Source organism: Nocardia bovistercoris (assembly GCF_015674855.1).
Lineage (GTDB): Bacteria > Actinomycetota > Actinomycetes > Mycobacteriales > Mycobacteriaceae > Nocardia > Nocardia bovistercoris.
On sequence record NZ_JADMLG010000008.1, the window covers coordinates 254365 to 277507 of the forward strand.

22 protein-coding genes are annotated in these 23143 nt (G+C 67.5%); 16 read left to right on the forward strand and 6 right to left on the reverse strand.

Annotated elements, in window-relative coordinates; translation table 11 throughout:
* Positions 1-128 precede the first annotated feature (128 nt).
* The 8 genes from IT779_RS20860 to IT779_RS20895 all read left to right on the forward strand — a co-directional run bounded on the left by IT779_RS20860 (position 129) and on the right by IT779_RS20895 (position 10150).
* The gene (locus IT779_RS20860; RefSeq protein ID WP_196151040.1) at positions 129-1454 is read left to right on the forward strand and encodes a hypothetical protein; all 1326 of its coding nucleotides are present in this window, start codon (positions 129-131) and stop codon (positions 1452-1454) included.
* An 11-nt stretch (positions 1455-1465) separates the two neighbouring features.
* Positions 1466-2977, forward strand: coding sequence for a type IV secretory system conjugative DNA transfer family protein (locus IT779_RS20865; protein WP_196151041.1), 1512 nt, complete (start codon positions 1466-1468; stop codon positions 2975-2977).
* A gap of 2 nt (positions 2978-2979) precedes the next feature.
* Positions 2980-3882 carry a replication-relaxation family protein gene (locus IT779_RS38545; protein WP_196151042.1) on the forward strand — a complete coding sequence of 301 codons (903 nt, stop codon included), beginning with the start codon at positions 2980-2982 and terminating at the stop codon, positions 3880-3882.
* Positions 3883-3897: 15 nt separating this feature from the next.
* Complete coding sequence (locus IT779_RS20875) at positions 3898-4164, forward strand: helix-turn-helix transcriptional regulator (protein WP_196151043.1); 267 nt, start codon at positions 3898-3900, stop codon at positions 4162-4164.
* 53 nt (positions 4165-4217) lie between these two features.
* A complete protein-coding gene (locus IT779_RS20880) occupies positions 4218-4634 on the forward strand; it encodes a helix-turn-helix domain-containing protein (protein WP_196151044.1) in 417 nt (138 codons plus the stop codon).
* Positions 4635-4725: 91 nt separating this feature from the next.
* The gene (locus IT779_RS20885; protein ID WP_196151045.1) at positions 4726-5946 is read left to right on the forward strand and encodes a tyrosine-type recombinase/integrase; all 1221 of its coding nucleotides are present in this window, start codon (positions 4726-4728) and stop codon (positions 5944-5946) included.
* A gap of 370 nt (positions 5947-6316) precedes the next feature.
* Positions 6317-9160, forward strand: a complete 2844-nt coding sequence (locus IT779_RS20890; RefSeq protein ID WP_232541925.1) for a VanW family protein — start codon at positions 6317-6319, stop codon at positions 9158-9160.
* Between the two features lie 774 nt (positions 9161-9934).
* Positions 9935-10150, forward strand: a complete 216-nt coding sequence (locus tag IT779_RS20895) for a hypothetical protein (protein ID WP_196151046.1) — start codon at positions 9935-9937, stop codon at positions 10148-10150.
* Between the two features lie 126 nt (positions 10151-10276).
* Here IT779_RS20895 and IT779_RS20900 read toward each other — a convergent pair whose 3' ends face one another.
* Positions 10277-10534 (reverse strand): helix-turn-helix domain-containing protein, encoded by a 258-nt coding sequence (locus IT779_RS20900; RefSeq protein ID WP_196151047.1) that lies wholly within the window; start codon positions 10532-10534, stop codon positions 10277-10279.
* A 142-nt stretch (positions 10535-10676) separates the two neighbouring features.
* On the opposite strand from IT779_RS20900, the gene IT779_RS20905 reads away from it, so the two are divergent.
* The 4 genes from IT779_RS20905 (at position 10677) to IT779_RS20920 (ending at position 12662) form a co-directional block, all read left to right on the forward strand.
* A complete protein-coding gene (locus IT779_RS20905) occupies positions 10677-10901 on the forward strand; it encodes a hypothetical protein (protein ID WP_196151048.1) in 225 nt (74 codons plus the stop codon).
* 188 nt (positions 10902-11089) lie between these two features.
* Positions 11090-11299: a hypothetical protein gene (locus IT779_RS20910; RefSeq protein ID WP_196151049.1), complete on the forward strand. Its 210-nt coding sequence runs from the start codon at positions 11090-11092 to the stop codon at positions 11297-11299.
* A 160-nt stretch (positions 11300-11459) separates the two neighbouring features.
* Positions 11460-11696 (forward strand): hypothetical protein, encoded by a 237-nt coding sequence (locus IT779_RS20915; protein ID WP_196151050.1) that lies wholly within the window; start codon positions 11460-11462, stop codon positions 11694-11696.
* Between the two features lie 18 nt (positions 11697-11714).
* Complete coding sequence (locus IT779_RS20920; protein WP_196151051.1) at positions 11715-12662, forward strand: hypothetical protein; 948 nt, start codon at positions 11715-11717, stop codon at positions 12660-12662.
* Between the two features lie 123 nt (positions 12663-12785).
* Here the strand turns inward: IT779_RS20920 and IT779_RS20925 are convergent, their stop codons facing one another.
* Positions 12786-13871, reverse strand: a complete 1086-nt coding sequence (locus IT779_RS20925) for a DUF4185 domain-containing protein (RefSeq protein ID WP_196151052.1) — start codon at positions 13869-13871, stop codon at positions 12786-12788.
* 253 nt (positions 13872-14124) lie between these two features.
* On the opposite strand from IT779_RS20925, the gene IT779_RS20930 reads away from it, so the two are divergent.
* Positions 14125-15228, forward strand: coding sequence for a GGDEF domain-containing protein (locus IT779_RS20930; RefSeq protein WP_196151053.1), 1104 nt, complete (start codon positions 14125-14127; stop codon positions 15226-15228).
* Between the two features lie 107 nt (positions 15229-15335).
* On the opposite strand, the gene IT779_RS20935 is transcribed toward IT779_RS20930, so the two are convergent.
* Positions 15336-17171: an acyl-CoA dehydrogenase gene (locus IT779_RS20935; RefSeq protein ID WP_196151201.1), complete on the reverse strand. Its 1836-nt coding sequence runs from the start codon at positions 17169-17171 to the stop codon at positions 15336-15338.
* Positions 17172-17457: 286 nt separating this feature from the next.
* On the opposite strand from IT779_RS20935, the gene IT779_RS20940 reads away from it, so the two are divergent.
* A complete protein-coding gene (locus tag IT779_RS20940; protein ID WP_196151054.1) occupies positions 17458-18051 on the forward strand; it encodes an alpha/beta hydrolase family protein in 594 nt (197 codons plus the stop codon).
* Between the two features lie 6 nt (positions 18052-18057).
* Here IT779_RS20940 and IT779_RS20945 read toward each other — a convergent pair whose 3' ends face one another.
* The 3 genes from IT779_RS20945 to IT779_RS20955 form a co-directional block, all read right to left on the reverse strand.
* Positions 18058-18741, reverse strand: a complete 684-nt coding sequence (locus IT779_RS20945) for a class I SAM-dependent methyltransferase (RefSeq protein WP_196151055.1) — start codon at positions 18739-18741, stop codon at positions 18058-18060.
* A gap of 105 nt (positions 18742-18846) precedes the next feature.
* Complete coding sequence (locus IT779_RS20950; RefSeq protein WP_196151202.1) at positions 18847-19956, reverse strand: DUF4185 domain-containing protein; 1110 nt, start codon at positions 19954-19956, stop codon at positions 18847-18849.
* A gap of 204 nt (positions 19957-20160) precedes the next feature.
* Positions 20161-20424 carry a hypothetical protein gene (locus IT779_RS20955; RefSeq protein ID WP_196151056.1) on the reverse strand — a complete coding sequence of 88 codons (264 nt, stop codon included), beginning with the start codon at positions 20422-20424 and terminating at the stop codon, positions 20161-20163.
* Positions 20425-20779: 355 nt separating this feature from the next.
* Here IT779_RS20955 and IT779_RS20960 point away from each other — a divergent pair, with 355 nt between their 5' ends.
* Positions 20780-22252, forward strand: coding sequence for a thiolase C-terminal domain-containing protein (locus IT779_RS20960; protein ID WP_332838891.1), 1473 nt, complete (start codon positions 20780-20782; stop codon positions 22250-22252).
* A gap of 16 nt (positions 22253-22268) precedes the next feature.
* Positions 22269-23033, forward strand: coding sequence for a crotonase/enoyl-CoA hydratase family protein (locus IT779_RS20965; RefSeq protein ID WP_196151058.1), 765 nt, complete (start codon positions 22269-22271; stop codon positions 23031-23033).
* The last annotated feature ends 110 nt before the right edge of the window (positions 23034-23143 follow it).

Genomic DNA, 23143 nt, shown 5'->3' on the forward strand with positions numbered 1-23143 from the left:
GGCGGGTTCACCCCGTGGGGGGGGGGGGGCGGGGGGGGGTTGTTCCCCCCCCCCCCCCACACCCCCTCCCTGCTTTTCGTCTCTCGATTTCGTTGGTTGTTGCTTGTCGTCTCGGAAGGCATCGAGTTTTGATCACTGAATTTCTGACCGACCCGGTTCACCCGTCCGAGGTGGCGGGTTGGCTGTGGGCGCGGTGGCCGTGGGTGGTGCTGGCGACGGGGGTGTCGCTGTTGGTGAGTACGGGGGTGTCGGGGTGTGCGCGCGGGTGGCGGGCGCGTGAGGCGCGCGGGGCGGTGTGGCTGGATGTCTCGGTGCCGGCCACGGTGACCGCCGAGGCGGGCGCGGTGTTCGCCCGCCGCCTGGCCGGTGGCCTGCACCGTACCCGCCGTGTCGGTATCGGTGCCCGCCACCTCGCGCTCGAGTTCGTGGCGACCGGGGCGGGAACACGGGTCGGGGTGTGGATACCGCCACGGGAGAACCCCGCCCCGATCGCGGCGGCGATACGCGACGCCTGGCCCGGCGCGACGGTCACCACGACCACACCGCCCGCCCTGGCCGGGCGGGTGACGGCGGTGGAGATCACCGCCCGCAACGGGGCGTGGGCGACCTGGACCGACCCCCGCCCCGCCACCCGCGCTGGGACCGGGGGCAGGGGTGGCGCGGTGGTGTCCGATCCGCTGGCGGCGGTGTTGGAAGGGCTGGCCGATCACTCGACCGGACACACCGGGTTCACGCAACTGGTGCTGACCCCCTACCACCGCCGCACCGTGACCCGATTCCTCGGCAAGGCCCTGCTGTTCGGGGCGAGCGAGATACTCGCGATGGCGCGAATGCTGTTACGTGACAACGGCACCCGCGCTGTTCCCGTTCGCTCGGCCGTGCCGCCCTCGGCGGTACGGGAGGCCGGCGAGCGGGCGCAGAGAGTGAAGATGGCGACGGCTCCGCATTTCTCGGCCACGTTGCGGGTCGGGTTGGTCTCGAGGGCGCGGGTGGCCGGTGGGCGGGTGCTGGTGTCGGCGGTCGCGGGCGGGTTCGACGCCATCGCGGACTCACCCGATACCGGCGGACTACGCACCCGCCGTGTGCGTGACCGGTATCGGGTCTCGGCGCGGCGTCCGGGGCGCGGGTTCGTCGCCACGGTCGCGGAGGTGGCCGCGTTGTGGCATCTGCCCGCCGACGCGGCGCGGTTCGCGATACCGGTGGTGCGTGCCCGCACCCGCACCGCACGCCCCAGCGTCCCGCGCCTACACCACCCCGCCATACCCGCCGCACCGGCCGAGGTGGCGATATCGGACCCGGCGCCCACCGGTCCGGTCGCGTCGGGACCGGTGGGGGCGGGGCAGCCCGGTGCACACCTGTCGTTGCCGGATTTCGTGCGGCGTCCCGTCCGCGGAAGGTCACCGCGGCCTGTCCGTCGCACCTTCTTCCCGACCGATTTCCGGCCACGACCGTGAGGAGTCCCGCCATGCCCACACCACAGTCACAGCCCGTCCACGATGCCCGCACGCCGGATCGTCGGTTGCGGTTGGCGGCGGCGGGTTCGCCGCGACGACGAGCGCCGAAACCGCTCGGGATCGGTGCCGATGGCGCGATGCTCGGCCTGCCGGTCGAATCCGCCCGTCACCACCTACACGTCCCCGGGGTCACCGGGGCGGGGAAATCCACCTGGCTCGCCCACCTGGCCCTGGCCGAAGCGGCAGCCGGGCGCGGGGTGGTACTCATCGACTGCCAGGGCGACATGGCCGACAACGTCCTCGCGCGCCTACCGGCCGAGGCGGCGGACCGGTTGGTGGTGCTCGATCCCGCCGAACGGACAGCGCCCGCCGCCTGGAACGTGCTCGCCGCGACCGGACGCGACGGTCCGGAGGGACGCGAGTTCGCCGCCCGTACGGTGATCGGCACCTTCCGCAAGATCTACGCCCGCTGGTGGGGGCCGCGCATGGACGAGATGTTCGGCGCGGCGTGTCTGACCCTGGCCCGGCGTCCGGGGTCGACCCTGGCCGATGTCGTCTCGATCCTGACCGATCCGGGTTTCCACCGCCCGATCGTGGACCGCCACGGCGAGCCGGGCGGGTTCGCCGGCTTCTGGGCGGGGTTCCGGGACATGAGCCCACCGCAACGCCAGCAGTTGTGCGGGCCGGTGGTGTCGCGGCTTCGGGATGTCCTCTCGCACCGCTTCGCCGCCGATCTGCTCACCGCCCCGGCATCCACCTTCACCCTGTCGGAAATACTGGACGGAGGAATTCTGATCGCTCGGATACCGAAAGGTGAAATCGGGGAACACGGCGCGCAACTGGTCGGATCACTGCTGCTGTCCGGGCTGTGGCAGGCCACCACCCGCCGCGCCGCGATACCGGCCGAGGACCGCGCGGACGCGACCATAATCGTGGACGAATGCCACAATTTCCTGCACCTGCCCATCGGTATCGACCAGGTACTCGCCGAAGCACGCGGATACCGGCTGTCGCTGGTATTGGCCCACCAACACCTCGCCCAACTACCCCCCGACATTCGAGGCGCGGTCGACGCCAACGCCCGCAACAAAATCGTATTCACCGTATCCCCCGACGACGCGCGCGTACTCGCCCCGCATTTCGAACCCGCCTTCGACCATCACGACCTGAGAAACCGCGACGGATACGCCGCATCCGTGCGCATAATGGATGGAGGAATAGCGATAGAACCCTTCAGCATAACCACCCTGCCGTTACCGCAGGCGACGCCCGGAAATATCGAGAAGATGCGGACCGCCGCCCGCACCAGAGCCGGTCTCTCAACCCAGCAGCGCGGCGACCTGCGCCACCGCGCCGACCTCGCCGCCGCCCACCACCAACACCGCGACAGCGCCGACAGCGGTGGCTATTCGGTGTCCCGTCCGGTGTCCCACCCGGTAGCGCGCTCGGTGTCCCACCTAGAACGCGACACCCACCGGGACACCCCCACCGACGAGTTACCGCAGCTCAGGGGGTGGAAGTAGTGGTGATCCCCGAACCCCGACTGGCTTCTATAGCCACCCCCCGCACATCCACACGCGCCTACAGCCCCGCCGACGCGCTCACCGCCCAACACCGACTCACCGACAGGGACCTGCGGTTGCTGTCCCTGCTCGATACCCACCACGTCCTCACCAGCCCACAAATCGCCGCACTCCTGTTCGCCAGCGAGAACGTGGCGCGTAAAAGGCTTGCCAAGCTCACCACACGCGGAATCCTCGCCCGATTCCGCACCTGCCCCGGTCCCGGCTCCATTCCGTGGCGCTACACACTCGGCCCACTCGGCGCGATGATCACCGCCGCCGACAAAGGACAACCCACCCTCCCCACCCCCGCCAAAACACAGGAGAAAATGCTACGCCTTTCCCGATCACAGAAACTCGACCACCTACTCGGCGTGAACGAATTCTTCTCCCGGCTCGCACTACAAGCCAGAAATTCGAACGACTGTGCGCTGCGGGAATGGTGGAACGAACAAAGAACCACCGAATACTGTGCGCGCATCGTACGCCCCGACGGATACGGGAAATGGGAAGAAAACCAATGGACCGTTGAATTCTTCCTCGAATACGACAACGGAACCGAGAAAATACAGGACGTAGCCGACAAACTCGACCGATACCGCGAGCTGTCCCGCGCCGGACTCGCGAACCCGATCCTTTTCGTGTTCGCCCACCCCCGCCGACACACCCACTTCCGCCAACACCTCACCCCGCACCAAGCGGCGGGGGTGAACGTCGCCACCGCCACCACCGCCGACATCACCACGCACGGTCCCGCCGCCCGCATCTGGCAACCCACCAACACCCCCACCCGCCGCCGCCTGTCCCACCTCGCCCACCACCCCGCCACCCACCACCACACCGCCGCCCACCGCCCCGCCGCCTGACAGGAGCCGACCGCGATGCCCACACCCCGACCCCACCACCCCGCCGCCCCCGCCGACCTCGCCGCCCGCCGCAACCGACGTGAGGACTGGCTCACCACCGCCGAACTCGCCCACGAGTACAAGTTCAACGTCGGCACCCTGCGCTACTGGCGACACATCGGCTACGGGCCGGCCTCCTTCGCTCGAGGCCGCAACGTGGTCTACCGCCGCGCCGACGTCGAGGCATGGATCGCCGAACAGGAACAACACACCCGCCGAGGAGGCACCGCCACGGCAGCATAAGTATTGCCAGAGATTAGCATCTATTTCATGCAATAGTTTGGTAGGGTGGTGTCGTGCAGCAACAGAGCGAGCCGGACTGGTCCCGCATCGACTTCACGGCACTATCCTTCGACCAGCGCAAAGGGGTAGCCGAACACGTCAGTCGCGAGCGGAAAGCCCGCAACATCACACAGGAGGACCTCGCGCGCCTGGCCGGCGTTCCCGTCCGCACCATCGCGAACCTCGAGTCCGGCAAGGCCCCCCAGGCCGCGACGTTGCGCAAGCTCGCCGACGCGCTCGGTTCCGCCCCGCGCGGCAAACCCGACGACGACGCCGCATTGCGAATGTTCACCGACGTGACCGCACCCATGTATCTGCAACTGTCCGAGCGAGAACGCGCGAAAGCCTTGCGCGACATCGTGTTACTACTCGGCGCGGCCCTCGACAACGACCGAACCGACACCACCACCGGCCACCCCGAACAACCCTAGAAAACAAGTCGGCCCCCACCGGAGAACCCCGCTGTTAGCGCAGCGGGCGACGGGAGCCGACACCGCCCCAACCCACCAAGGAAAGAGCAGCATGAGCAACCCTAGTCCCGCCCCCGCCGCCGCGCGCCGTGTCCCCCCGATCCGGGCGTGCAAGTCCCAGAAACTCGGCAAAGACAAATGGCGCGGCAAATACCAGGACGGATCACGATTCTCCCCCCACACCAAGGAATTCCCCACCAAGAAAGCCGCCGACGACTGGGCAGGCAAACAAGTCGCCGCACTCGAGAACGGAACCCACGTCACCACCACCGCCGCGAAGAAGACACTCGGCCCCTGGTGCGACGAGTGGCTCGAGCTGCAAACCTGCAAGCTCAGCACCAAAAAACTCTACCGGTGGGCACTCAACGTCATACTCACCCACTTCGGAAAGGACACCCCCGTCTCGCAGATCCAGGAACGCCACCACAAAGCCTTTCTCATCCACCTCAGCGGCCGATACAAATTCGACACCGCGATCATGGTCAACAAGATCCTCGGCCGCGTACTCGGCGAAGCACACCGCAACGGACTCACCCCCACCTGCGTATGGTCACCATCCAACCGTGTCGCGGCCCCCGTCGCGTTCGACTACGACGACGAAGAACACGACACCGACGACCAGGCCAACCGCTACTACCCGACCACCGAACAGGTCTGGCAGATCTACGACACCATCGCGGAGCCCTACCGGGTCGCGGTCCTACTGGGCGCGTTCATCGGCCTACGCATCTCCGAAACCGCCGGAGCCCGGATCGAAGACATCCGCGACGACTCCGACGACGACAACCCCCTGCCCGTGTTCCACCCCAAACGGCAATGGATTCGCCCCGGCTGCCGCCCCACCCCCGACAAGGTATACGGACCCCTCAAAACCCCCGCCTGCCGCAAAACCGTTCCCGTACCCCCACCCATCGCGGACATGATCGGCGAACTGACCAGCGACCGCACCAGCGGGCAAATCGTCCTGCGCGAGGACGGACAACCCGCCACCCCCACCGACATCAACAACGCCATCACCGAAGCCGTCACAGCCATCGGCGGAGACCTGGCACGCCTACGGTTCCACGGCCTACGCCACTACCTCGCATCCATCGCGATAGCCAACGGCGAAGACATCGCGACCGTCTGTGACCGTATGCGACACAAGAACCCCACCATCACCCTCAAGACCTATACCCACCTGGTCAAAGCCGCCGAACGACGCGCCACCGACGCCATCGGACGCGAAGCCATGCGCGGCCGGAAAGCCACCCCGCTAGCCGTCGCGGCCTGACCACCGCAAAAATCGTAGGGAATCCGTAGAACCGAGGCCCTGTGACCAGCCAAACCGCTGGTCACAGGGCCTCACTCATTACCAAAACTCTTACCGACCCGTTTTGTTCGTTGCGTCGGGTTTGCTGTAGCGCCGCGCTCTGCGCGAGCCGCCGATCCGGGCCACTATCGTTGAAGCGACCCGCACGGTGCGGGTCGGTGTGCAGCCGGGAGGACGGGTCGTGACGAGCGAGTCGAGCGCCGGGAGTCGCGACAGAGGCAGACCCCGTGGCAGCGAGGTGGGGCTGCGTCAGTTCCTCGGCCAGCGTCGCGCTATCGAGTCCGGGCAGGAAAAGCCCCGATCCGGCGACCCAGCGGCACCGACCCGACCGATGCGACAGTCCCCACCTCGCCCCGACGCGATACCGAACCAGTCGTCCGACAGGCCCGCGGCCTTCGATCAGAACGCGGCCTTCGATCAGAACGCGGCCTTCGATCAGAACGCGGCCTTCGGCCGGAACGTCGCACCGGATCAGCGCACCGCGTCGAGTCGGTACGGCGCACCCGATCAGCGCGATGTACCGGCTCCGGACGTCGCGCCGGAGCAACGGACGCTCCCGACCCGACAGCCCGCGCCGGAGCGGTACATCGAGCCGAGCCGGTTCGATGCGTTCGGCAGGCGCTCGACGCCGGACCAGCACCATCCGTCCCCGGACCGACCCGGCATATCGAGCGGGCATGAGGCGCCGGGGCCGAATACCGCGCTGAACGGGCGTGGCGCACCGAGTCAGCCCGGTGCGCAGACCTGGGACGTGGCACCGGATCAGCGGTCGGCCACGGGTGGCGTACCGGTGCCGGAGCAGTATGCCGATCCGGACCGAAACGGTGCGCAAGGCCAGTACGGTGCGCCGGGTCAGCACCCGATGCCGCACCGGCACGACCCGTCGAGCGGGCACAGCACACAGGAGCGGAACACCGCGCCGCACCGGGCCGGTGCGCCGGGTCGAGCCGCTGCGCCGAATGAGCAGCTGCCCGCGAATCAGCCCACGGAGCCGGATCAGTACGCCGAGCCGGGCCGGTACGAAGCGTCCGGCCGACCGGCGCCGTCGAGCCACGACGGTGCGTCCGACCGGTCCGTCGCGCCTGATCAGGCCGGTGCGCAGGCTCGCGACGCGGCGCCGAGTCAGCACACGGCGCCGAGCCCCTACGACGCACCCACTGTTTTCACGCCGCTGACCAAGCAGGATGCCCCGGGTCGGGAAGTCGCGCCCGGCTCGCACGATGCGCCGACCGCGTACATGACGCCGAACCCGAACTTCGCGCCGAACCCGAACTTCGCGCCGAATTGGGATACCGCGCCGAATCGGGACACCGCGCCGGGGCAGCATGTGCCGCCGCATCGGAACAGCGCTTCGAATCCGGATTCCGCGACCTCCGCTCTGCCCGGCGGGGTCGCCTCGACACAGAATTCGCGTACCCAGCGTCCCGGCGTCCAACCGCCGCGCCCGCGCCCGCCGGTGCGCAGGCAGTCACCCGCCGCGCGCCCGCCCGAGCGGCCGTGGTGGAAATCACCGAACGTCACGCGCGCGGGGATCGTGGTCGGCGCGCTGCTCGCGGTGGGTGTGGTCGGCTATCTGGTCGACCGGGTCGTCAATTCGGGCGAGGTGCCGCGCGGCGTCGTGGTCGCGGGCATCGATATCGGCGGGATGGAACCGGCCGCCGCGGACGCGAAACTGCATGCCGCGCTCGGCAATCGGGCCGATGCCGAACTGCCGCTGCGCATCGGTGACGTGCGGGAGTCCGTCGTGCCCGCGCAGGCCGGACTCACCATCGACTGGGACGGCACCTGGCAGCGCGTCGGCGGCCAGCCCGCCAACCCGTTCACCCGGTTGGTCTCGCTGTTCGGCACCCGCGACGTGCCCGTGGTCTCCAAGATCGACGCCGCCGCGCTGGACCGGCAGCTCGCCGCATTGCACTCCCACGACATCGCCACCGTCGAGGGCATGATCCGTTTCGAGAACGCCAAACCCGTCGCGGTGCCGCCGGTGCCGGGCAGGCAGCTCGACACGGTCGCCGCGCGGGCCGTGCTGGTCGATTCCTGGGTGTTCGGCGCTGCGCTCGACCTGCCCGAGGTGCCCGCTCCGCTGACCGTGCGGCCGGAGTCGGTGGACCGGGCGCTGCGCGAGATCGCCCAGCCCGCCGTGAGCGCACCGGTGACCTTCGCGGGTAAAGGCGGCGCGGCCGTGCTCGACCCGGCGCAGATCGCCGCCGTCCTGTCCTTCGTCCCGGACGGGCAGGGCGGGCTCACCGTCACCTGGGACCAGAACGCCGCGGTCGCGTTGCTCGGACCGCAGGTGGCGAGCACCGAGGTCGAGCCGAAGGACGCGTCGTTCACCGTCGGCGGCGGCAAGGCCACCGTGGTGCCCGCGGTGATCGGCGACAAGATCAACTGGGCCAAATCCTTGGAGAAGCTGCCCGCGCTGCTGGTGGCGACGCAGGGCCGCACCACCGAGGCCGTCTACGAGAAGGTCGACCCGGCGCTCACCACCGAGGCCGCGCAGGCGCTCGGGATCGTGGAGCCGATGGGTTCGTTCACCACCGGCGGTTTCAGCGGTCCTTCCGGGGTGAACATCCGGGTGGTCGCGCAGAAGGTGAACGGCGCCTTGGTCCGTCCCGGTGACACGTTCTCGCTCAACGATTTCACCGGCCCGCGCGGCACCGCCGAGGGATACGTCGAATCCGGCATCATCGATCACGGCAGGCCGAGCACCGCGGTCGGCGGCGGGATCAGCCAGTTCGCCACGACCCTCTACAACGCCGCCTATTTCGCCGGTCTGGAGGACGCGGGCCATACCGAGCACAGCTATTACATTTCGCGGTATCCGGCCGCCCGCGAGGCCACCGTGTTCGACGGCGCGATCGATCTGAAGTTCCGCAACAACACCCAGGGCGGTCTCTACATCGAAACCATCGCCACGTCTTCGGATATCACCGTGCGCATCTGGGGCACGAAGACGGTCGAGGTCGAGTCGGTCACCGGTGACAAGACCAAGCCGACGGAGCCGAATACCATCACCCTGCCGAAGGGCAAGGACTGCATCGCAGCCGACGGCGGTCCCGGATTCACGATCTCCGACACGCGAATCATCAAGGACCGCAAGACCGGTCGCGAGGTTTCGAGGCACACCAGGACGGTTAAATACGACCCCATTCCGGTCGTGAAGTGCGAGGAATAGCTCCGCGCCTGCGCTGACCGTCGCGCCGCCGTGTCCGATTCTCGGAGATGTCCGCGGCGGAATGTGCGCCGGGTGCGTCCGCGGGGATGTTCACTTACTCGATGGTAACCGGCCGTGGCGTGGGATTCTCGCCTCGATCGAATTCGAGGCTTTCGCGTTACGTCTGAGTCGAGTGAATTTTATCTCAAAGTAGCGGGCAGATTGCCGATTAGGCGTGCGCGCCTTTGGTCGGATGCTCGACGCGGATCGAATTCAGCGACCGCCCGGTATGCTGCGCGGCGCGCTGTCGGGGTGGGCGAGTATGAAATCGCCGGTAGTGGTGAGTAAGTCGACGCCGTCGGCGGTCGCAAGGTATTCGCTTCGCGTCCGATAATTCGTCCGGAAACGTGCGCCTGTCGTCGCGGGGCAATTCTGCGGAATGCCCGACCTTTGTTGTGGGCCGCCGAGATTCGAATCCGCGGCGGAACTCGGCGCGTGGATCGCTCCGGTGGGCACGCCGCGACTGGGCGGCGCCTTCGGCGAAAACTGGGGCTGCCCTTGGTGACCCGTGCGCGCATGCGGTTCGGGGTGGCCGCAATAGCGAATGACAGGCAAACCGGTCGGATTGCTTTGCTACTTTGAAGTAGTAGGAAAGTTCGCATACCCGGCGCTCTTTGATCCCCCGGCGTCGGTGCCGTGCGATATAAATACCCTGATTCTGGGACGTGGGTCCGATTCTGCAACCCGGATCGACTTGCCCGATGGTGGGCAGAAGAGCTGAAGGGGAGCTGAGTAATGGAGACCATCGGTGCCGTTGTGGGGCAGGCCGCGATTCGGGATACGGGAGTCGCGTTGGTCTTGGGGGATTCCATCGGCAAGGCCGCCGAGCGTCGTTTGCTACACGGCGGCGCGACCATTTGCGACATCGTGCTCGCGTCATGGGCGCTCGGGGTCGATTCGGTGCAGGCCGTGGTCGACTATGCCGAGGTCGCGGTCGGATCGCCGCGGTAGGAGGCCGAGGGTGCGGGGCTGTCGGCCCCGCCGAATCCTCGGCGCTCATTGACCATCGTCGGACCGCGGCGAGGCGGGCGGCGTCCGCCGCGGCCGCCGCACGGGACTGACGCTCGCGGGGAATGTTCAGTCGTTCGGGCGCTCGATATCTCTGAGCGCCGAGCTGACGAACTCGCGCATGGGGATATCCAGTGCGCCGCATAAGGCGTGCAGCTGCTGCATGTCCGGCGAGCGCTCGCCGTTCTCGAAACGTTGGATCGTGCTGACGGCGAGGCCGGTCAGGTCGGCGAGCTGCTGCCGCGTGAGGTCGCGACGCGCCCGTGCGGCCCGCAGCTCGTTGCCGACTGCCCTGTTGATTGCCGTTGCCGTCTCTTTCGCGCCCATACGGACTATTCTGAGGTCCGAACGGCGTTGTGGCAAACGACTCGCCGCGCGTCCTGCGGTTTTGGCGCACATTTGCCACTGGGGGACGAATTCAATCTGTACGGAGTTGCAGCTAGTCCGTTTGGACCATAACCTGTTCCGCATGGAGCAGTTGGACAAGTTGGTCGCGGATGGAGTGCGCAGGGCTCTGGCCGAGACCGGATTAGATGTGAAAGACCTGGTCAGGGGCACGTCGATACCTCCTTCGGTGCTGCGGCAGCAGCTGGCCGCCGAGACTCCGTTCCTGCTGTCCGACCTCGTTCGAATCGCCGCCGCGCTCGGTCGCCGCACCATCGACCTGCTGCCCGACCTGGTGCGTGGGCAATGAGTCGGGGTCGCGGCACGAGTGCGGTTGCGTGGTCGGGTGATCGAGGTCTGGAAACATTCTGTGATACGAATCACCATTTGCGTTCGGACGGAACCGATGTGCTGAGCGACCGACCAGCAACCGACCGGACGGCGACGTTGGAGGAGTTCCGGCGCCACATCGGAGCCCGCGTCCGCTACGCGCCACCCGTGTCGGGACCTCTCGAATACGGATTCGTAGCCCGCGTCGACCACCGCATGGTCTACGTCGACTACGGCTATCCGAACCCGGTCTGGCCGCGACTCGGCAATGTCATCGCGACGCACCCGAGCAATCTGCGAATGGAATCCGCTGCACCACAGCAGGTTCCGAATCCGCGAATCGTCGCACCGGTGTTCTCCGACGCGCCCGCGTGCTGAAGACCCATCCTGTCGCGGTCCGCGCCGCCCATCGGCGCTGTACGAGGCGGGTTCGGGTACGAACGGGGAGTGCGCCTGTATACGATGCATCCGGTCCCGAAACGGACAACTTTCATTGGGGGAGTCCATGAAAAGCGAGTTGGAGTATCTGCTCGGGATCATGGACCTGGAGCTGGTCAACGACTGGTCGGCAATCGCATGGGATGTCGTCAACAGGCCCGGCGCGGACTTCGCCGAAATGTATCCGGACTTCTCGGACGAAGTGCGTGAACAGTTCGCCGAGGTCTTGGCGGCCGGGTCGCGCTTCGGCGTTACGGATGTTGGTGAGATCTGTATCACCGGTGTGTATTCGGTGTTGTCTTCGAGTATTCGTGTTGTCCGATCCGATGACTCGTGATGAGAGTCGTCAGAATCGTTGTCGGTGGGCGAATTAACATCCAGTTCCCCCGGTGTTCACCGTTGCTTCGTGGGTGGCAAATCTTGCGTGATAGACATGTCCGGGTCGGCTGACGATCGCCGCCGACCCGCGACTTTTCAAGGAAGTGTTATCTCCATGCGCATGATTCGCCTGTTCGGTACCGCGCTCGCGGCGGCCGGAATCGTTCTGTCCGGTGCTGCCGTGGCGTCCGCCGACGTGCCCGCCGCCGCGCCCGTCGAAATCGCCGACGGGTACCAGAACCCGTGGCTGGACGGTTTCGGCAACGGTTCGGGCAACCTGGTCCTCGGCATCGCGAAACTGTTCTCGACCGGTTCGGGCGATGTGAAGCCGCTGCCGACCGCCGCGCCGGTCGCCGACACCGGTTCCAGCGGCTGGGGCACCGGTTCGGCGAACCTGGGCACCGCCTTCCAGAACCTCTTCAACACCGGCTCGGGCAATGTGAAGCCGCTGCCCACCGCCGCCCCCTCCGACGTCGCGACCGACACCGGTTCCAGCGGCTGGGGCACCGGTTCGGCCAACCTCGGCACCGCGTTCCAGAACCTGCTCAACACCGGCTCGGGCAATGTGAAGCCGCTGCCGGTCGCCGACAACACCGGTTCCGCAGGCTGGGGCACCGGTTCGGCGAACCTCGGCACCGCGTTCCAGAACCTGCTCAACACCGGCTCGGGCAACGTGAAGCCGCTGCCGGTCGCCGACAACACCGGTTCCGCAGGCTGGGGCACCGGTTCGGCGAACCTCGGCACCGCGTTCCAGAACCTCTTCAACACCGGCTCGGGCAACGTGAAGCCGCTGCCCACCGCCGCTCCCGCCGACGGGTACCAGAACCCGTGGCTGGACGGTTTCGGTAATGGTTCGGGCAACCTGATCCTCGGTATCGCGAAGCTGTTCACCACCGGTTCCGGTGGTGTGAAGCCGCTGCCCTGAATCTGAGCCCGGCGGTTCGCGCTCGAATGATCCGAGCCTGACCCGCCGACAGCGCGGATTATCCAAGCGAACGAGAAACGGCCCGGAGTGATCCGGGCCGTTTCGTCGTTTCCGTCGCGAGGATTATCCCAGCGGTGTGCGCATGAGCACCACGTTGTACTGGGAGTGCACGGTGAGCAGGAAATACAGATCGCCGCCGGTCTGATAAGGGAAGATCATCGGCGCGTACGCGGTCGGCAGCGACGGCGCGTCGATGAGTACGCGCGGCGGACCCCACGGACCCTGCGGCGCGGACGCGGTGCGCAGCACCACCGAATTCGCCGGGTCGGTGGTGAGCATCACGTACTGCCCCAGATAGTCGTTCCACATCACCGAAAGCTCGGCGACGCCGTCGACCACCGGCGCGGAAACCTTGATATCGGGCTTCCATTCCTTGCCGTCCCAATACTCGTAGGTATCGAGATTCGCGATATCGGCCTCTTTGGTGCGGGAGACGAATCCGGGATTCGCGCGACCCGCGGGCGTGCCGTACCGGTATACGTAGCCGTCGGCCTTCACGAACGCGTTCTGCTGGAAGTTCTGCCAGCCGTCCACATTCGCGCGCCGGGTGTTCGGCAGTTGCGCCCAGCTCTGCCCGCCGTCACCGGAGACCGCGAGGGTGGAGAAATTGGTGGTCCATTTCCCGTGGTCGCCCCAGCCCTGCACCGACATCATGCTCATGTACTGGACACCGCCCACCGAGATGCCCGCGGTGGGAATGAAACTGATCTCGATTCCGGGAATCTTGGGGCTCGGCAGCGGATTCGGCACCACGCTGTCGAAGTAGATGCCCTTGGACGGATCCCTGGTGGTGCTGCGGAAAAGCACATTCGACGTCCACGCCCACATGCTGCCCGCGAGCAGATTGGGGAAGCCGAGGCCCGCGGTGTCGCCGAAGGCGGTGATCATGGCACCGCGACCGTCGTCCCACATGATGCCGAGGTCGGTGCCGAGGACGTTCATGTTCTGGGTTCGGTTCGGGCTGTCCATGCCCGTCATCTGGAATACGGCCTTGGTCGGCCCGGACAGCTGCGGCAGGCCGCGCCATCCGTTGAGGACCGGAATCGGGTTGACGTTGTTCGGGTCGGCGACGGCCGGTCCGGCAATCGCGATCGAGAGCGCCGCACCCACCGCACACGCTCTGACGAATGCCGACAGCGATCGTTTCATCCGGACGAATCCCTTCTGTGGCGCGCTGGTCTGCCGAACATTGTGCCCGGTTCGGGCCGGATCCGTGGCGGGGGGAGCTCGGTGTTTCGACCTATGACCGTATCCCGCGCTATGCCTTGGAACACATACGCGCGCGTCGGGTATGAGTGTGACGGGCCTAGACTACTTCGAGCGAGCTGGTGAGATTCCCCGGAATTCTCGCACTGGGCACGAGCGACGGTGGGTAGACGCGGTCGGGACCGAGGGTGAGTCGATGAATGACGGCAAGACGCTGCGGGCCTGGTGGCACGACCCGGTCGACTATCTCTGGCTGGTTCGCATGCTGGCCGAGCGGCGGGCGCTCGCGCCGTTGCGCATCCTGATCGGCGCGGGCGGCGCGGCCATCGCGATACTGGGCGCGGTCATCGCGGGCACGCCGATCGGCCCGCCCGGAGATCCCGGTGTCGCGTCCGCGTTCGGTGTGATCTCCGGTGTGCTGTGGACCTTGCGCTGGTGGCTGCGGCCGTGGCCGAGCAAAACCGAGTCGCTGTTGCTGATCGGGTTCGCCGACATCCTGTTCACCATCGAATTCCTGCAGGTTCCCGACCGTCTGTTCGGCGCGATGGGCGCCATGTTGCTCGTGGTGACCGGCAGCTACCTGTCCTTTTTCCACAGCGCGCGGGTGCTCGCGCTGCACACGGCGTGGTCGTTCCTCTCGGTGGTGCTGTTCTCGGCGCGGATCGTGACCTCGGGCGGCGATGTGCGCCTGGCGTTGGCGGTCGCGTTACTGCTGCTCGCGGGCGTGGTCGCGGCGCTGCCCGCCCTGCAATTCCTGTACTGGCTGTTGCGCACCGAGTCGCTGTCGGATCCGCTCACCGCCCTGTTGAACCGCCGCGGCCTCGAGATCCGGCTCCCGCACCTGGTGGCCCGCTATCCCGCGGTCAGCGTGATGACCCTCGACCTCGACCGCTTCAAGAGCGTCAACGACACCTGGGGACACCGGGTCGGCGACAGCGTCCTGGTGCGGACCGCACGACGGTTGCAGGACACGGCGGCCTCGACCGCGTTGGTCGCGCGCACCGGCGGCGAGGAGTTCGTGGTGGCCGCGCCCATCCCGGCCGCCGCCGCCCGCGCGGCGGCCGAACGCCTGCGCAGTGCGGTCGCCGCGACCACCGACACCGCGGTCGAGGTGACCGCGAGCGTCGGCGTCGCGGTGTTCGACGCGACGATCTGCCCCGAATGTCCGCGCCCGACACCGGAACGCTTGCTGCAATCGGCCGACGCCGCCATGTACCGGGCCAAGCAGTCCGGTGGGAATCTGGTCGAGGTCGACGAGTTGACACCGCCGCGTGATCATCATCATCCGGTGCCCGGATAGGCGATCCGGCTGTAGAGTGCTCGGTACTGGGTCCTCGAATGCCAACGGCCCCCGCGGGTATCGCACCTGCGGGGGCCGTTGTTTTGTCTACCTCGATAGACCGCCTATCAGAATGCCGCCTCGTCGAGTTCCATGATGTCGTTGTCGAGCGCGGACAGGACAGCGCGGGTGGCCGTCAACTCCGGCAGGATGTTGCGGGCGAAGAACTGCGCCACGGCGAGTTTGCCGTTGTAGAACGCCACATCCGAACCGGACGCGCCGCCGTCGAGCGCCTTGATCGCGACATCGGCCTGCCGCAGCAGCTGCCAGCCGATGAGCAGGTCGCCGACCGAGAGCAGGAAGCGCACCGAGCCGAGCCCGACCTTGTAGAGCTCGCTGGAATTCTCCTGCGCGCCCATCAGGTGACCGGTGAGGGTCGCGGCCATGGCCTGCACGTCCTCGAGCGCGGTGGCGAGCAGTTTGCGTTCGGCCTTGAGCCTGCCGTTGCCCGCCTCCGAGTCGATGAACTTCTGCACCTGACCGGCCACGTGCGCGAGCGCCACGCCGCGGTCGCGGGCGATCTTGCGGAAGAAGAAGTCCTGCGCCTGGATGGCGGTGGTGCCCTCGTAGAGGCTGTCGATCTTGGCGTCGCGGATGTACTGCTCGATCGGGTAGTCCTGCAGGAAGCCGGAGCCGCCGAAGGTCTGCAGCGATTCGGTGAGGTACTGGTAGGCGCGTTCGGAGCCGACGCCCTTGACGATCGGCAGCAGCAGGTCGTTGACCCGGAAAGCCAGGTCTTCGTCGGCGCCCGAGACCAGTTGCGCCACGTCGGAGTTCTGGTGCGCGGCGGTGTAGAGGTAGATCGCGCGCAGGCCCTCGGCGTAGGCCTTCTGGGTGATCAGCGAGCGGCGCACGTCGGGGTGGTGGGTGATGGTGACGCGCGGCGCGGTCTTGTCGGTCATCTGGGTGAGGTCGGCGCCTTGCACGCGGGTCTTGGCGTAGTCCAGCGCGTTCAGGTAACCGGTGGACAGCGTGGCGATGGCCTTGGTGCCGACCATCATGCGGGCGTTCTCGATGACGTCGAACATCTGCGCGATGCCGTTGTGCACCTCGCCGACCAGCCAGCCCTTTGCGGGGATGCCGTGGCCGCCGAAGGTGACCTCGCAGGTGGCCGAGACCTTGATGCCCATCTTGTGCTCGACGTTGGTGACGAATACGCCGTTGCGCTCACCGAGGGTGTCGGTCTCGAAGTCGTAGTGCCACTTCGGCACATAGAACAGCGAAAGGCCCTTGGTGCCTGGGCCCGCGCCCTCGGGACGCGCCAGTACCAGGTGCATGATGTTCTCGAACAGATCGTCGGAGTCGCCCGAGGTGATGAAGCGCTTGACGCCCTCGATGTGCCACGAGCCGTCGTCCTGTTTGATCGCCTTGGCGCGGCCCGCGCCCACGTCGGAGCCCGCGTCGGGCTCGGTGAGGACCATGGTGGCGCCCCAGTTGCGGTCGGCGATGGTCTGGGCCCACTTCTTCTGTTCGTCGGTGCCGTTGTCGTAGAACACCTGCGCGAAGCCCGCGCCCGCGGCGTACATCTGGGCGGGCGGGTTGGCGCCGAGGATCATTTCGCTCAGCGCCCAGCCGACGACGCTCGGGGCGCCGAGGCCGCCGAGCTCCTCGCGGACCGGTACCTTGGCCCAGCCGCCGTCCTCGAGCGCCCGGTAGGACTTCTTGAAGGATGCGGGCAGGGTGACGGTGTGGGTGTTCGGGTCGAAGGTCGGGGGGTTGCGGTCGCCGTCGGCGAAGGAGTCGGCCAGCGGGCCCTCGGCCAGGCGACGCACCTCGCTCAGCATCTCCTTGACGGTTTCGCTGTCCAGATCGCCGTAGGCGCCGGAATCCAGCAGCGAGCCGAGGCCGAGTACCTCGAAGAGGTTGAACTGCAGGTCGCGGACGTTGCTCTTGTAGTGACCCATGTCGGTACTCATCTCTCCATTGAGTGGGTGCGGTCGGTGTAGGTGCCGTTCCCGCCCGTTTTTCGTCTACCGGTGGCGGTCTCTGTCGCCGTATCGGTATTCCGCATACTACTCGCGGGTAACTTACTGACCATATTACCGGCCGGTAATGGGTCGGCAAAGAGGTGGCCGAGCATTGTGACGCGAAGTACATTTCGTGCCTTGACAAGGTGACTGCTCACAAGATCGACAGTCTCCCGTGCGCCGTTCCCGACCGCCGCCGCGGTGGCCGGGGCTACCGTGAGGTGTGCTGATCGAGACGAGTGCCGGACCGGCCGAGATCGACCTCGACAAACCGCGCGGCGCGCGATTCCTGCTGGTGCTGACCCACGGCTCCGGCGGCGGCGTCGACGCCAAGGACCTGCTCGCGGTCCGCGACCTCGCACTCGACATCGGCGGCGCCGTTGCCATGGTCACCCAGCCCTACCGGGTCGCCGGGCGGCGCGCGCCGGGATCGGCGGCCGTGCAGGACCTGGCCTGGCTCGAGATCGTCGCCGCCCTGCGCAGGAAGGCGCGCAAACCGCTGATCCAGGGCGGGCGCAGCAACGGCGCGCGAGTCGCCTGCCGCACCGCCCTCGCGGCGCGCGCCGTCGGCGTGCTCGCCCTTTCGTTCCCGCTGCATCCGCCCGGCAAGCCCGAGAAGTCGCGGCGCGCGGAACTGCTCGCGGCGGGCCGGGTCGAGGTCGTCGTGGTCAACGGGGCCAACGACCCGTTCGGCATCCCCGAATCCGCCGACGCCGCCGAGGTGGTGATCGTGCCGGGCCAGCCGCATTCGTTCCGATCCGGATTCGACACCATCACCGCCGCCGTCGAACCCTGGTTGCGCCGCTGGGCGCCGTGAGCCGGTTCAGAGCGGGGTGTCGTCCTCGTCGGGTCGATTCGCGACGACCAGCGCGTCGATGGCGTCGCGGCCCTCGGTGGAACGCAACAGCCGTTCGGCCAGACGGATGCGCAGCCGATCCGGTTCCGGCGCCAGGTCGGCGACGATGTCGTCCGGGGTGAACAGGATCGCCGGATCCTGCGGTCCGCCGTAGCCGTCGGTGAGATTGCGGGAATCGTGCCCGATCACGAACAGCGTGCCGCCGGGACTGAGCAGCTCGCTCACCCGGCGCAGCAGGGCGCGGCGCTCGGGTGCGGGCAGATGCAGGAACACCATCAGGATCAGTTCGTACCGCCCGGTGATCTCGGCGGCATCGGTGTCGGTGACGTCCGCGCACCGCCAGATGATCCGATTGCGCACCGACCGCGACAACCGCGTCGCCACGGTGCGCCCCTTGTCGATGGCGACCTGCGAGAAGTCCACCGCGTCCACCTGCCAGCCGTGGGTGGCCAGCCACAGCGCGTTGCGCCCCTCGCCGCAGGCCAAGTCCAGCGCCCTCGGTAGATCGGGCACCGGCCCGCCGGGAACGTCCGGGCGTAGCGGCGCGGTGCGCTCGAGCCCGTACACGTGTGCCACCACCGTGGCGTTGGGCGGTGCGCCCCAGATCAATTCACGCTGCGCGTACCGCGCGTCCCAATCGGCCGCGTCCATGCCGTCGAGTCTATTGACCGCCCGCCCACGATGGGGCCGCGACCGCCCCGACAGACGACGGGACCGGCGCTCGCGCATGGCGAACGCCGGTCCCGGACACGCGGCTCAGAGCGTGGTGCGCATCAGGACCACGTTGTACTGGCTGTGCACGGTCGTGAGGAAGTACAGGTCGCGGCCGGTCTGGTACGGGAAGATCGACGGCGCGTACGCGGTGGGCAGTTCGCGGGTGTCGATCAGCACCTCCGGCGGGCTCCACGGCCCCTCGGGGGCCGAGGCGCGGCGCATGACCACCGAGTTGAACGGATCGGTGGTCAGCGAGATGTACTGGCCGAGGTAGTTGTTGTACATCACCGACAGTTCGCCGACGCCCGCCATGATCGGCGTCGCGGCGTTCACATCACCCTTGTCCGACCACTTGTCGTGCGCCCAGTACTCGTACTCGCCGAGGTTCTGGACGTCGTGCTCGCGCACCCGCGCGATGAACGCCTCGTTGTTGCGCCCGGCCGGAGTGCCGTACTGGTATAGGTAACCGCCGCTCTTCAGGAACGCGCTCATCTGGAACTTCGCATTGCCGCCTTCGTTCGGGCGACGGGTGCCCTGCAGGTCGGCCCAGGTCTCACCGTTGTCGGCCGAGGCGGCGAGCCCGGAGTAGTTCGTGGTCCACTGGCCGACGTTGTCCCAGGACTGCACCGACATCATGCTCATGTACTGCACGCCGTCGACCGAGATGCCCGCGGTGGGAATGCGGCTGATCTCGATGAACGGGATCTTCGGGCTCGGCACCAGGTCGCGGGCCTGCCCGAAGATGTCGCGCACCACGCTGTCGAAGTAGATCCCGTTGGACGGGTCGGTGGTGTGGCTGCGGACCAGGATGTTGCTGCGCCAAGCCCACGTGCTGCCGACGAGCAGGTTGGGGAAGCCGATACCCGCGGTGTCACCGAAGGCGGTCAGCATCTCACCCCGCCCGTTGTCCCACATGATGCCGAGGTCGGTGCCGAGCACGTTGTAGTTCTGGGTGTTGTTCGGGCTGGCCATGCCGGTCACTTGGAAGACGGCCTTGGATCGCCCCGGCAGATTGGGGAGGCCGGTGGTGCCGTTGAGTACGGGGATGGGGTTGATCGCGTTCGGGTTCGCCGCGGCAGGGGTGGTCGCCGTGAGGAGCAAAACCGTGGCACCTGCCAGCGTCGACAGCAGGATGGAAGCGGTCTTGTTCAAGGTCTGAGGGCCCTCCGGTATCTCGCCGAAGAGAGCCCGATCCACGCCTCCCCTGATGTGCACCGGGCCACAATTCGACTGGCTGGCAAATCGCCGCTGATGCTAGCAGTCGAACGGTCGAATGTGGTGGCTTGCAACCCGAACCCAGCAGAATTGATAATCGATCCGAGGATTCGTTGTTACGAACACGGCCGGATCGCGGAATCAGGTCCCGCGTTCCATAGCCCGCGCGCGGCGCGGTGCGGAATGCCAGATCCCTTCGAATACGCGCTCGGCTGCCGCCACCACGTGCGGTTCGCAGGTGCGAGGCGGTCGGCTAGCCCGCGCCGCGGCCACCGGATCGCCGTTGACCTCGATAATCAGGCCGATGCGCGCCGCGTGTGCGGTGTAGACGGTGTCGTCGGTCGACGTCGACAGCAAGGCTCGGTCGGCCTCGAGGCGCCCGGGCAGAGTTATCGTGCCGCTCATATCCGACACCGGCCCGTATTCGTTTCCCAGCATCGAGAATTCGGTGGTCAGGAGCCCCGATCCGGATATCGGCGACCGCCCCGCCCCGAAGTCCGTCGCCATAGCAGCGACCATGTTTCCCCGCTATCACCGAAATACGAACACGCCCATTGGGTAGCTGTACCTTCGGGTCGCCCCATATCCCCGACAATCTCAGCCCACCGCACCCATTTGGCAGCCGTACATCCAGCTCGCGTCATCCCCGAAAACCCCAGCCCGACACCCATCGGACAGCCACACTCCACCCCGACGAACCCCCACCCCCGAGAGTGAGCACGAACCCATGCTGCCAGCCGGAATAGATCCACGAACCCCAGTGATCGTCGGCGCGGGCCAAATCGTCCACCACGCAACCGACCCCGCCCTACCAGGCCCGATCGAGCTGGCCGCCGAAGCCCTGCGCCACGCAAGCCTCGACAGCGGATCCACCGGCCTCCTACGCTCGGCCGACACGATCGCCGCCGTCGCACCGGTGAGCAGGCCATACCCCGACCTCGGCGCCCTCGTCGCCGCCCATCTCGCCATCACCCCGAAACGGACCATCCAATCGGTCCGCTTCGGCGGTGACGCGCCACAGCGCCTACTCAACCTGCTCGCCCAGTCCATAGCCAACGGCGAATCCGAGATCGCGCTGCTGGTCGGCGCCGAAGCCGTCGCCTCGGGAAACGCGGCGAGCAAGCGCGGCATCGTCGTCGACTGGCCCGTGCAAGCCGAACACGCCGCGCCGACCCAGCTCGTCGGTTCCGACCGAGGACCGAATTCCGACATGGAGACCGCCGCCGGACTCTGGGGCCCGGTGTACTTCTACGCGCTCATGGAAACCGCCCTGCGCGCCCGCCTCGGCCTCGGTGTCGACGCGCATCGGCGGCGGATCAGCGCGCTGTGGTCCCGGTTGTCCGAGGTCGCCGCGCACAACCCGTACGCATGGCAGCCCGTCGCGCACAGCACCGAAGACCTGCTCGAAATCTCACCCGGCAACCGGCGCGTGTCGAGCCCGTACACGAAACTGCTGGTCGCCAACCTCGCCGTCGACCAAGGTGCGGCCCTGATCCTGTGCAGCGCGGCCGCCGCCGACGCCGCCGCGGTGCCGAGGGACCGCTGGGTCTTCCCACACGGCGGCGCCACCGCCACCGACGAATGGCATGTCACCGAACGCGCCGATATGGGCGCGTCCCCCGCGATCCGCGCCGCGGGGTCCGCCGCCCTCGCCGCCGCGGGCATCGGCATAGACGACGTCGCCCACATCGACCTGTACTCCTGCTTCCCGGTAGCGGTGCAGGCCGCCGCCGAAGCATTCGGCCTCCCGATCGACGATCCCGGCCGATCACTGTCGCTGACCGGCGGACTCACTTTCGGCGGCGGACCGGGCAACAACTACAGCACGCACGCGATCGCCACCGCGACCGGCTTGCTGCGCGAACAGCCCGATAGCTACGGCCTCACCACCGCACTCGGCTGGTACATGACCAAACACGGCGTCGGCGTGTACTCCGCCCGACCGCCGCACCGTCTGTTCCGCGCCGTCGAAGTCGACCCCGAACCGGCGCGCCGCGAAACCGCACCCGACTACACGGGGCCGGGAACCGTCGAGGCCTACACCGTCGCCTACCGCAAGAACCGCGACCGCGGCGACGAACCGGAAGCGGCCGTCGTCAGTGTCCTGAACCCGGACGGCGCACGCATACTGGTCCGTGCCCGCGACACCGAAACGATCGCGGCATGCACCGAAGCGGACCCGCTCGGCGCCCGCGCCGACATCACCGCCCCCGATCGACTCGCCCTGAGCTGAGGAAGAGGACCCACAGATGACCGAACCCGTCCTGATCGAACGGCGCGACGCGATCACCGTCCTTACCGTGAACCGCCCCGAAGCGCGCAACGCGATCAACCTGGCGGCGGCGAAGGCCATCGAGTCCGCCGTCGACGAATTCGAGGCCGACGACAGCGCCCGTGTACTCGTATTGACCGGCGCGGGCGGAACTTTCAGCGCGGGCATGGATCTGGTGGCCGCTTCCAAGGGCGAGCTGCCGATGACCGAGCGACGCGGCCCGCTCGGCATCACCGCACGCCCACCGGTCAAACCGATGATCTCGGCCGTCGAAGGTTTCGCGCTCGCGGGCGGTTTCGAACTCGCCCTCTCCGGCGACCTGATCGTCGCCGCCGCCGACGCCAAGTTCGGCATCCCCGAAGCCAAACGCGGACTGGTCGCGGCGGGCGGCGGCGTCCTACGGCTGACCCAGCGCCTGCCGCGCCCGATCGTCGCCGAACTGGCTTTCACCGGAAACCGGATCAGCGCCGAACGCCTCTACCAACTCGGACTGGTCAACCGCGTGGTCGAACCCGGCGGCGCACTCGCCGCGGCACTCGACCTCGCAGCCGAAATCGTCGCCACCGCACCACTTTCAGCGGCGGCGAGCAAACGCATCATCGACGAGTCGCCGGATTGGTCGATGGCGGAAGGTTTCGCGAAACAGGGCGAGATCGCGCTGCCGGTGCTGGCATCCGAGGACGCCGCCGAAGGCGCTCTCGCCTTCGCCCAGAAGCGCGAACCACAGTGGCGAGGCCGCTGATTCGGCCGCACCTGCGACGATCGGCTGTAGGTACACCGGCCCGTATGTGGGACCGCTCGCCGGATAGGTCACCCTCGCGCCGCGACCCCCTTCGGCATTATCGTTGCGGC

Coding starts and splice junctions, on each gene's coding strand:
- IT779_RS20865 (WP_196151041.1), top strand. CDS start 1,466: ATGCCCACACCACAGTCACAGCCCGTCCACGATGCCCGCACGCCGGAT.
- IT779_RS20875 (WP_196151043.1), top strand. CDS start 3,898: ATGCCCACACCCCGACCCCACCACCCCGCCGCCCCCGCCGACCTCGCC.
- IT779_RS20885 (WP_196151045.1), top strand. CDS start 4,726: ATGAGCAACCCTAGTCCCGCCCCCGCCGCCGCGCGCCGTGTCCCCCCG.
- IT779_RS20890 (WP_232541925.1), top strand. CDS start 6,317: ATGCGACAGTCCCCACCTCGCCCCGACGCGATACCGAACCAGTCGTCC.
- IT779_RS20895 (WP_196151046.1), top strand. CDS start 9,935: ATGGAGACCATCGGTGCCGTTGTGGGGCAGGCCGCGATTCGGGATACG.
- IT779_RS20900 (WP_196151047.1), bottom strand. CDS start 10,534: ATGGGCGCGAAAGAGACGGCAACGGCAATCAACAGGGCAGTCGGCAAC.
- IT779_RS20905 (WP_196151048.1), top strand. CDS start 10,677: ATGGAGCAGTTGGACAAGTTGGTCGCGGATGGAGTGCGCAGGGCTCTG.
- IT779_RS20915 (WP_196151050.1), top strand. CDS start 11,460: ATGGACCTGGAGCTGGTCAACGACTGGTCGGCAATCGCATGGGATGTC.
- IT779_RS20925 (WP_196151052.1), bottom strand. CDS start 13,871: ATGAAACGATCGCTGTCGGCATTCGTCAGAGCGTGTGCGGTGGGTGCG.
- IT779_RS20930 (WP_196151053.1), top strand. CDS start 14,125: ATGAATGACGGCAAGACGCTGCGGGCCTGGTGGCACGACCCGGTCGAC.
- IT779_RS20935 (WP_196151201.1), bottom strand. CDS start 17,171: ATGGGTCACTACAAGAGCAACGTCCGCGACCTGCAGTTCAACCTCTTC.
- IT779_RS20945 (WP_196151055.1), bottom strand. CDS start 18,741: ATGGACGCGGCCGATTGGGACGCGCGGTACGCGCAGCGTGAATTGATC.
- IT779_RS20955 (WP_196151056.1), bottom strand. CDS start 20,424: ATGAGCGGCACGATAACTCTGCCCGGGCGCCTCGAGGCCGACCGAGCC.
- IT779_RS20965 (WP_196151058.1), top strand. CDS start 22,269: ATGACCGAACCCGTCCTGATCGAACGGCGCGACGCGATCACCGTCCTT.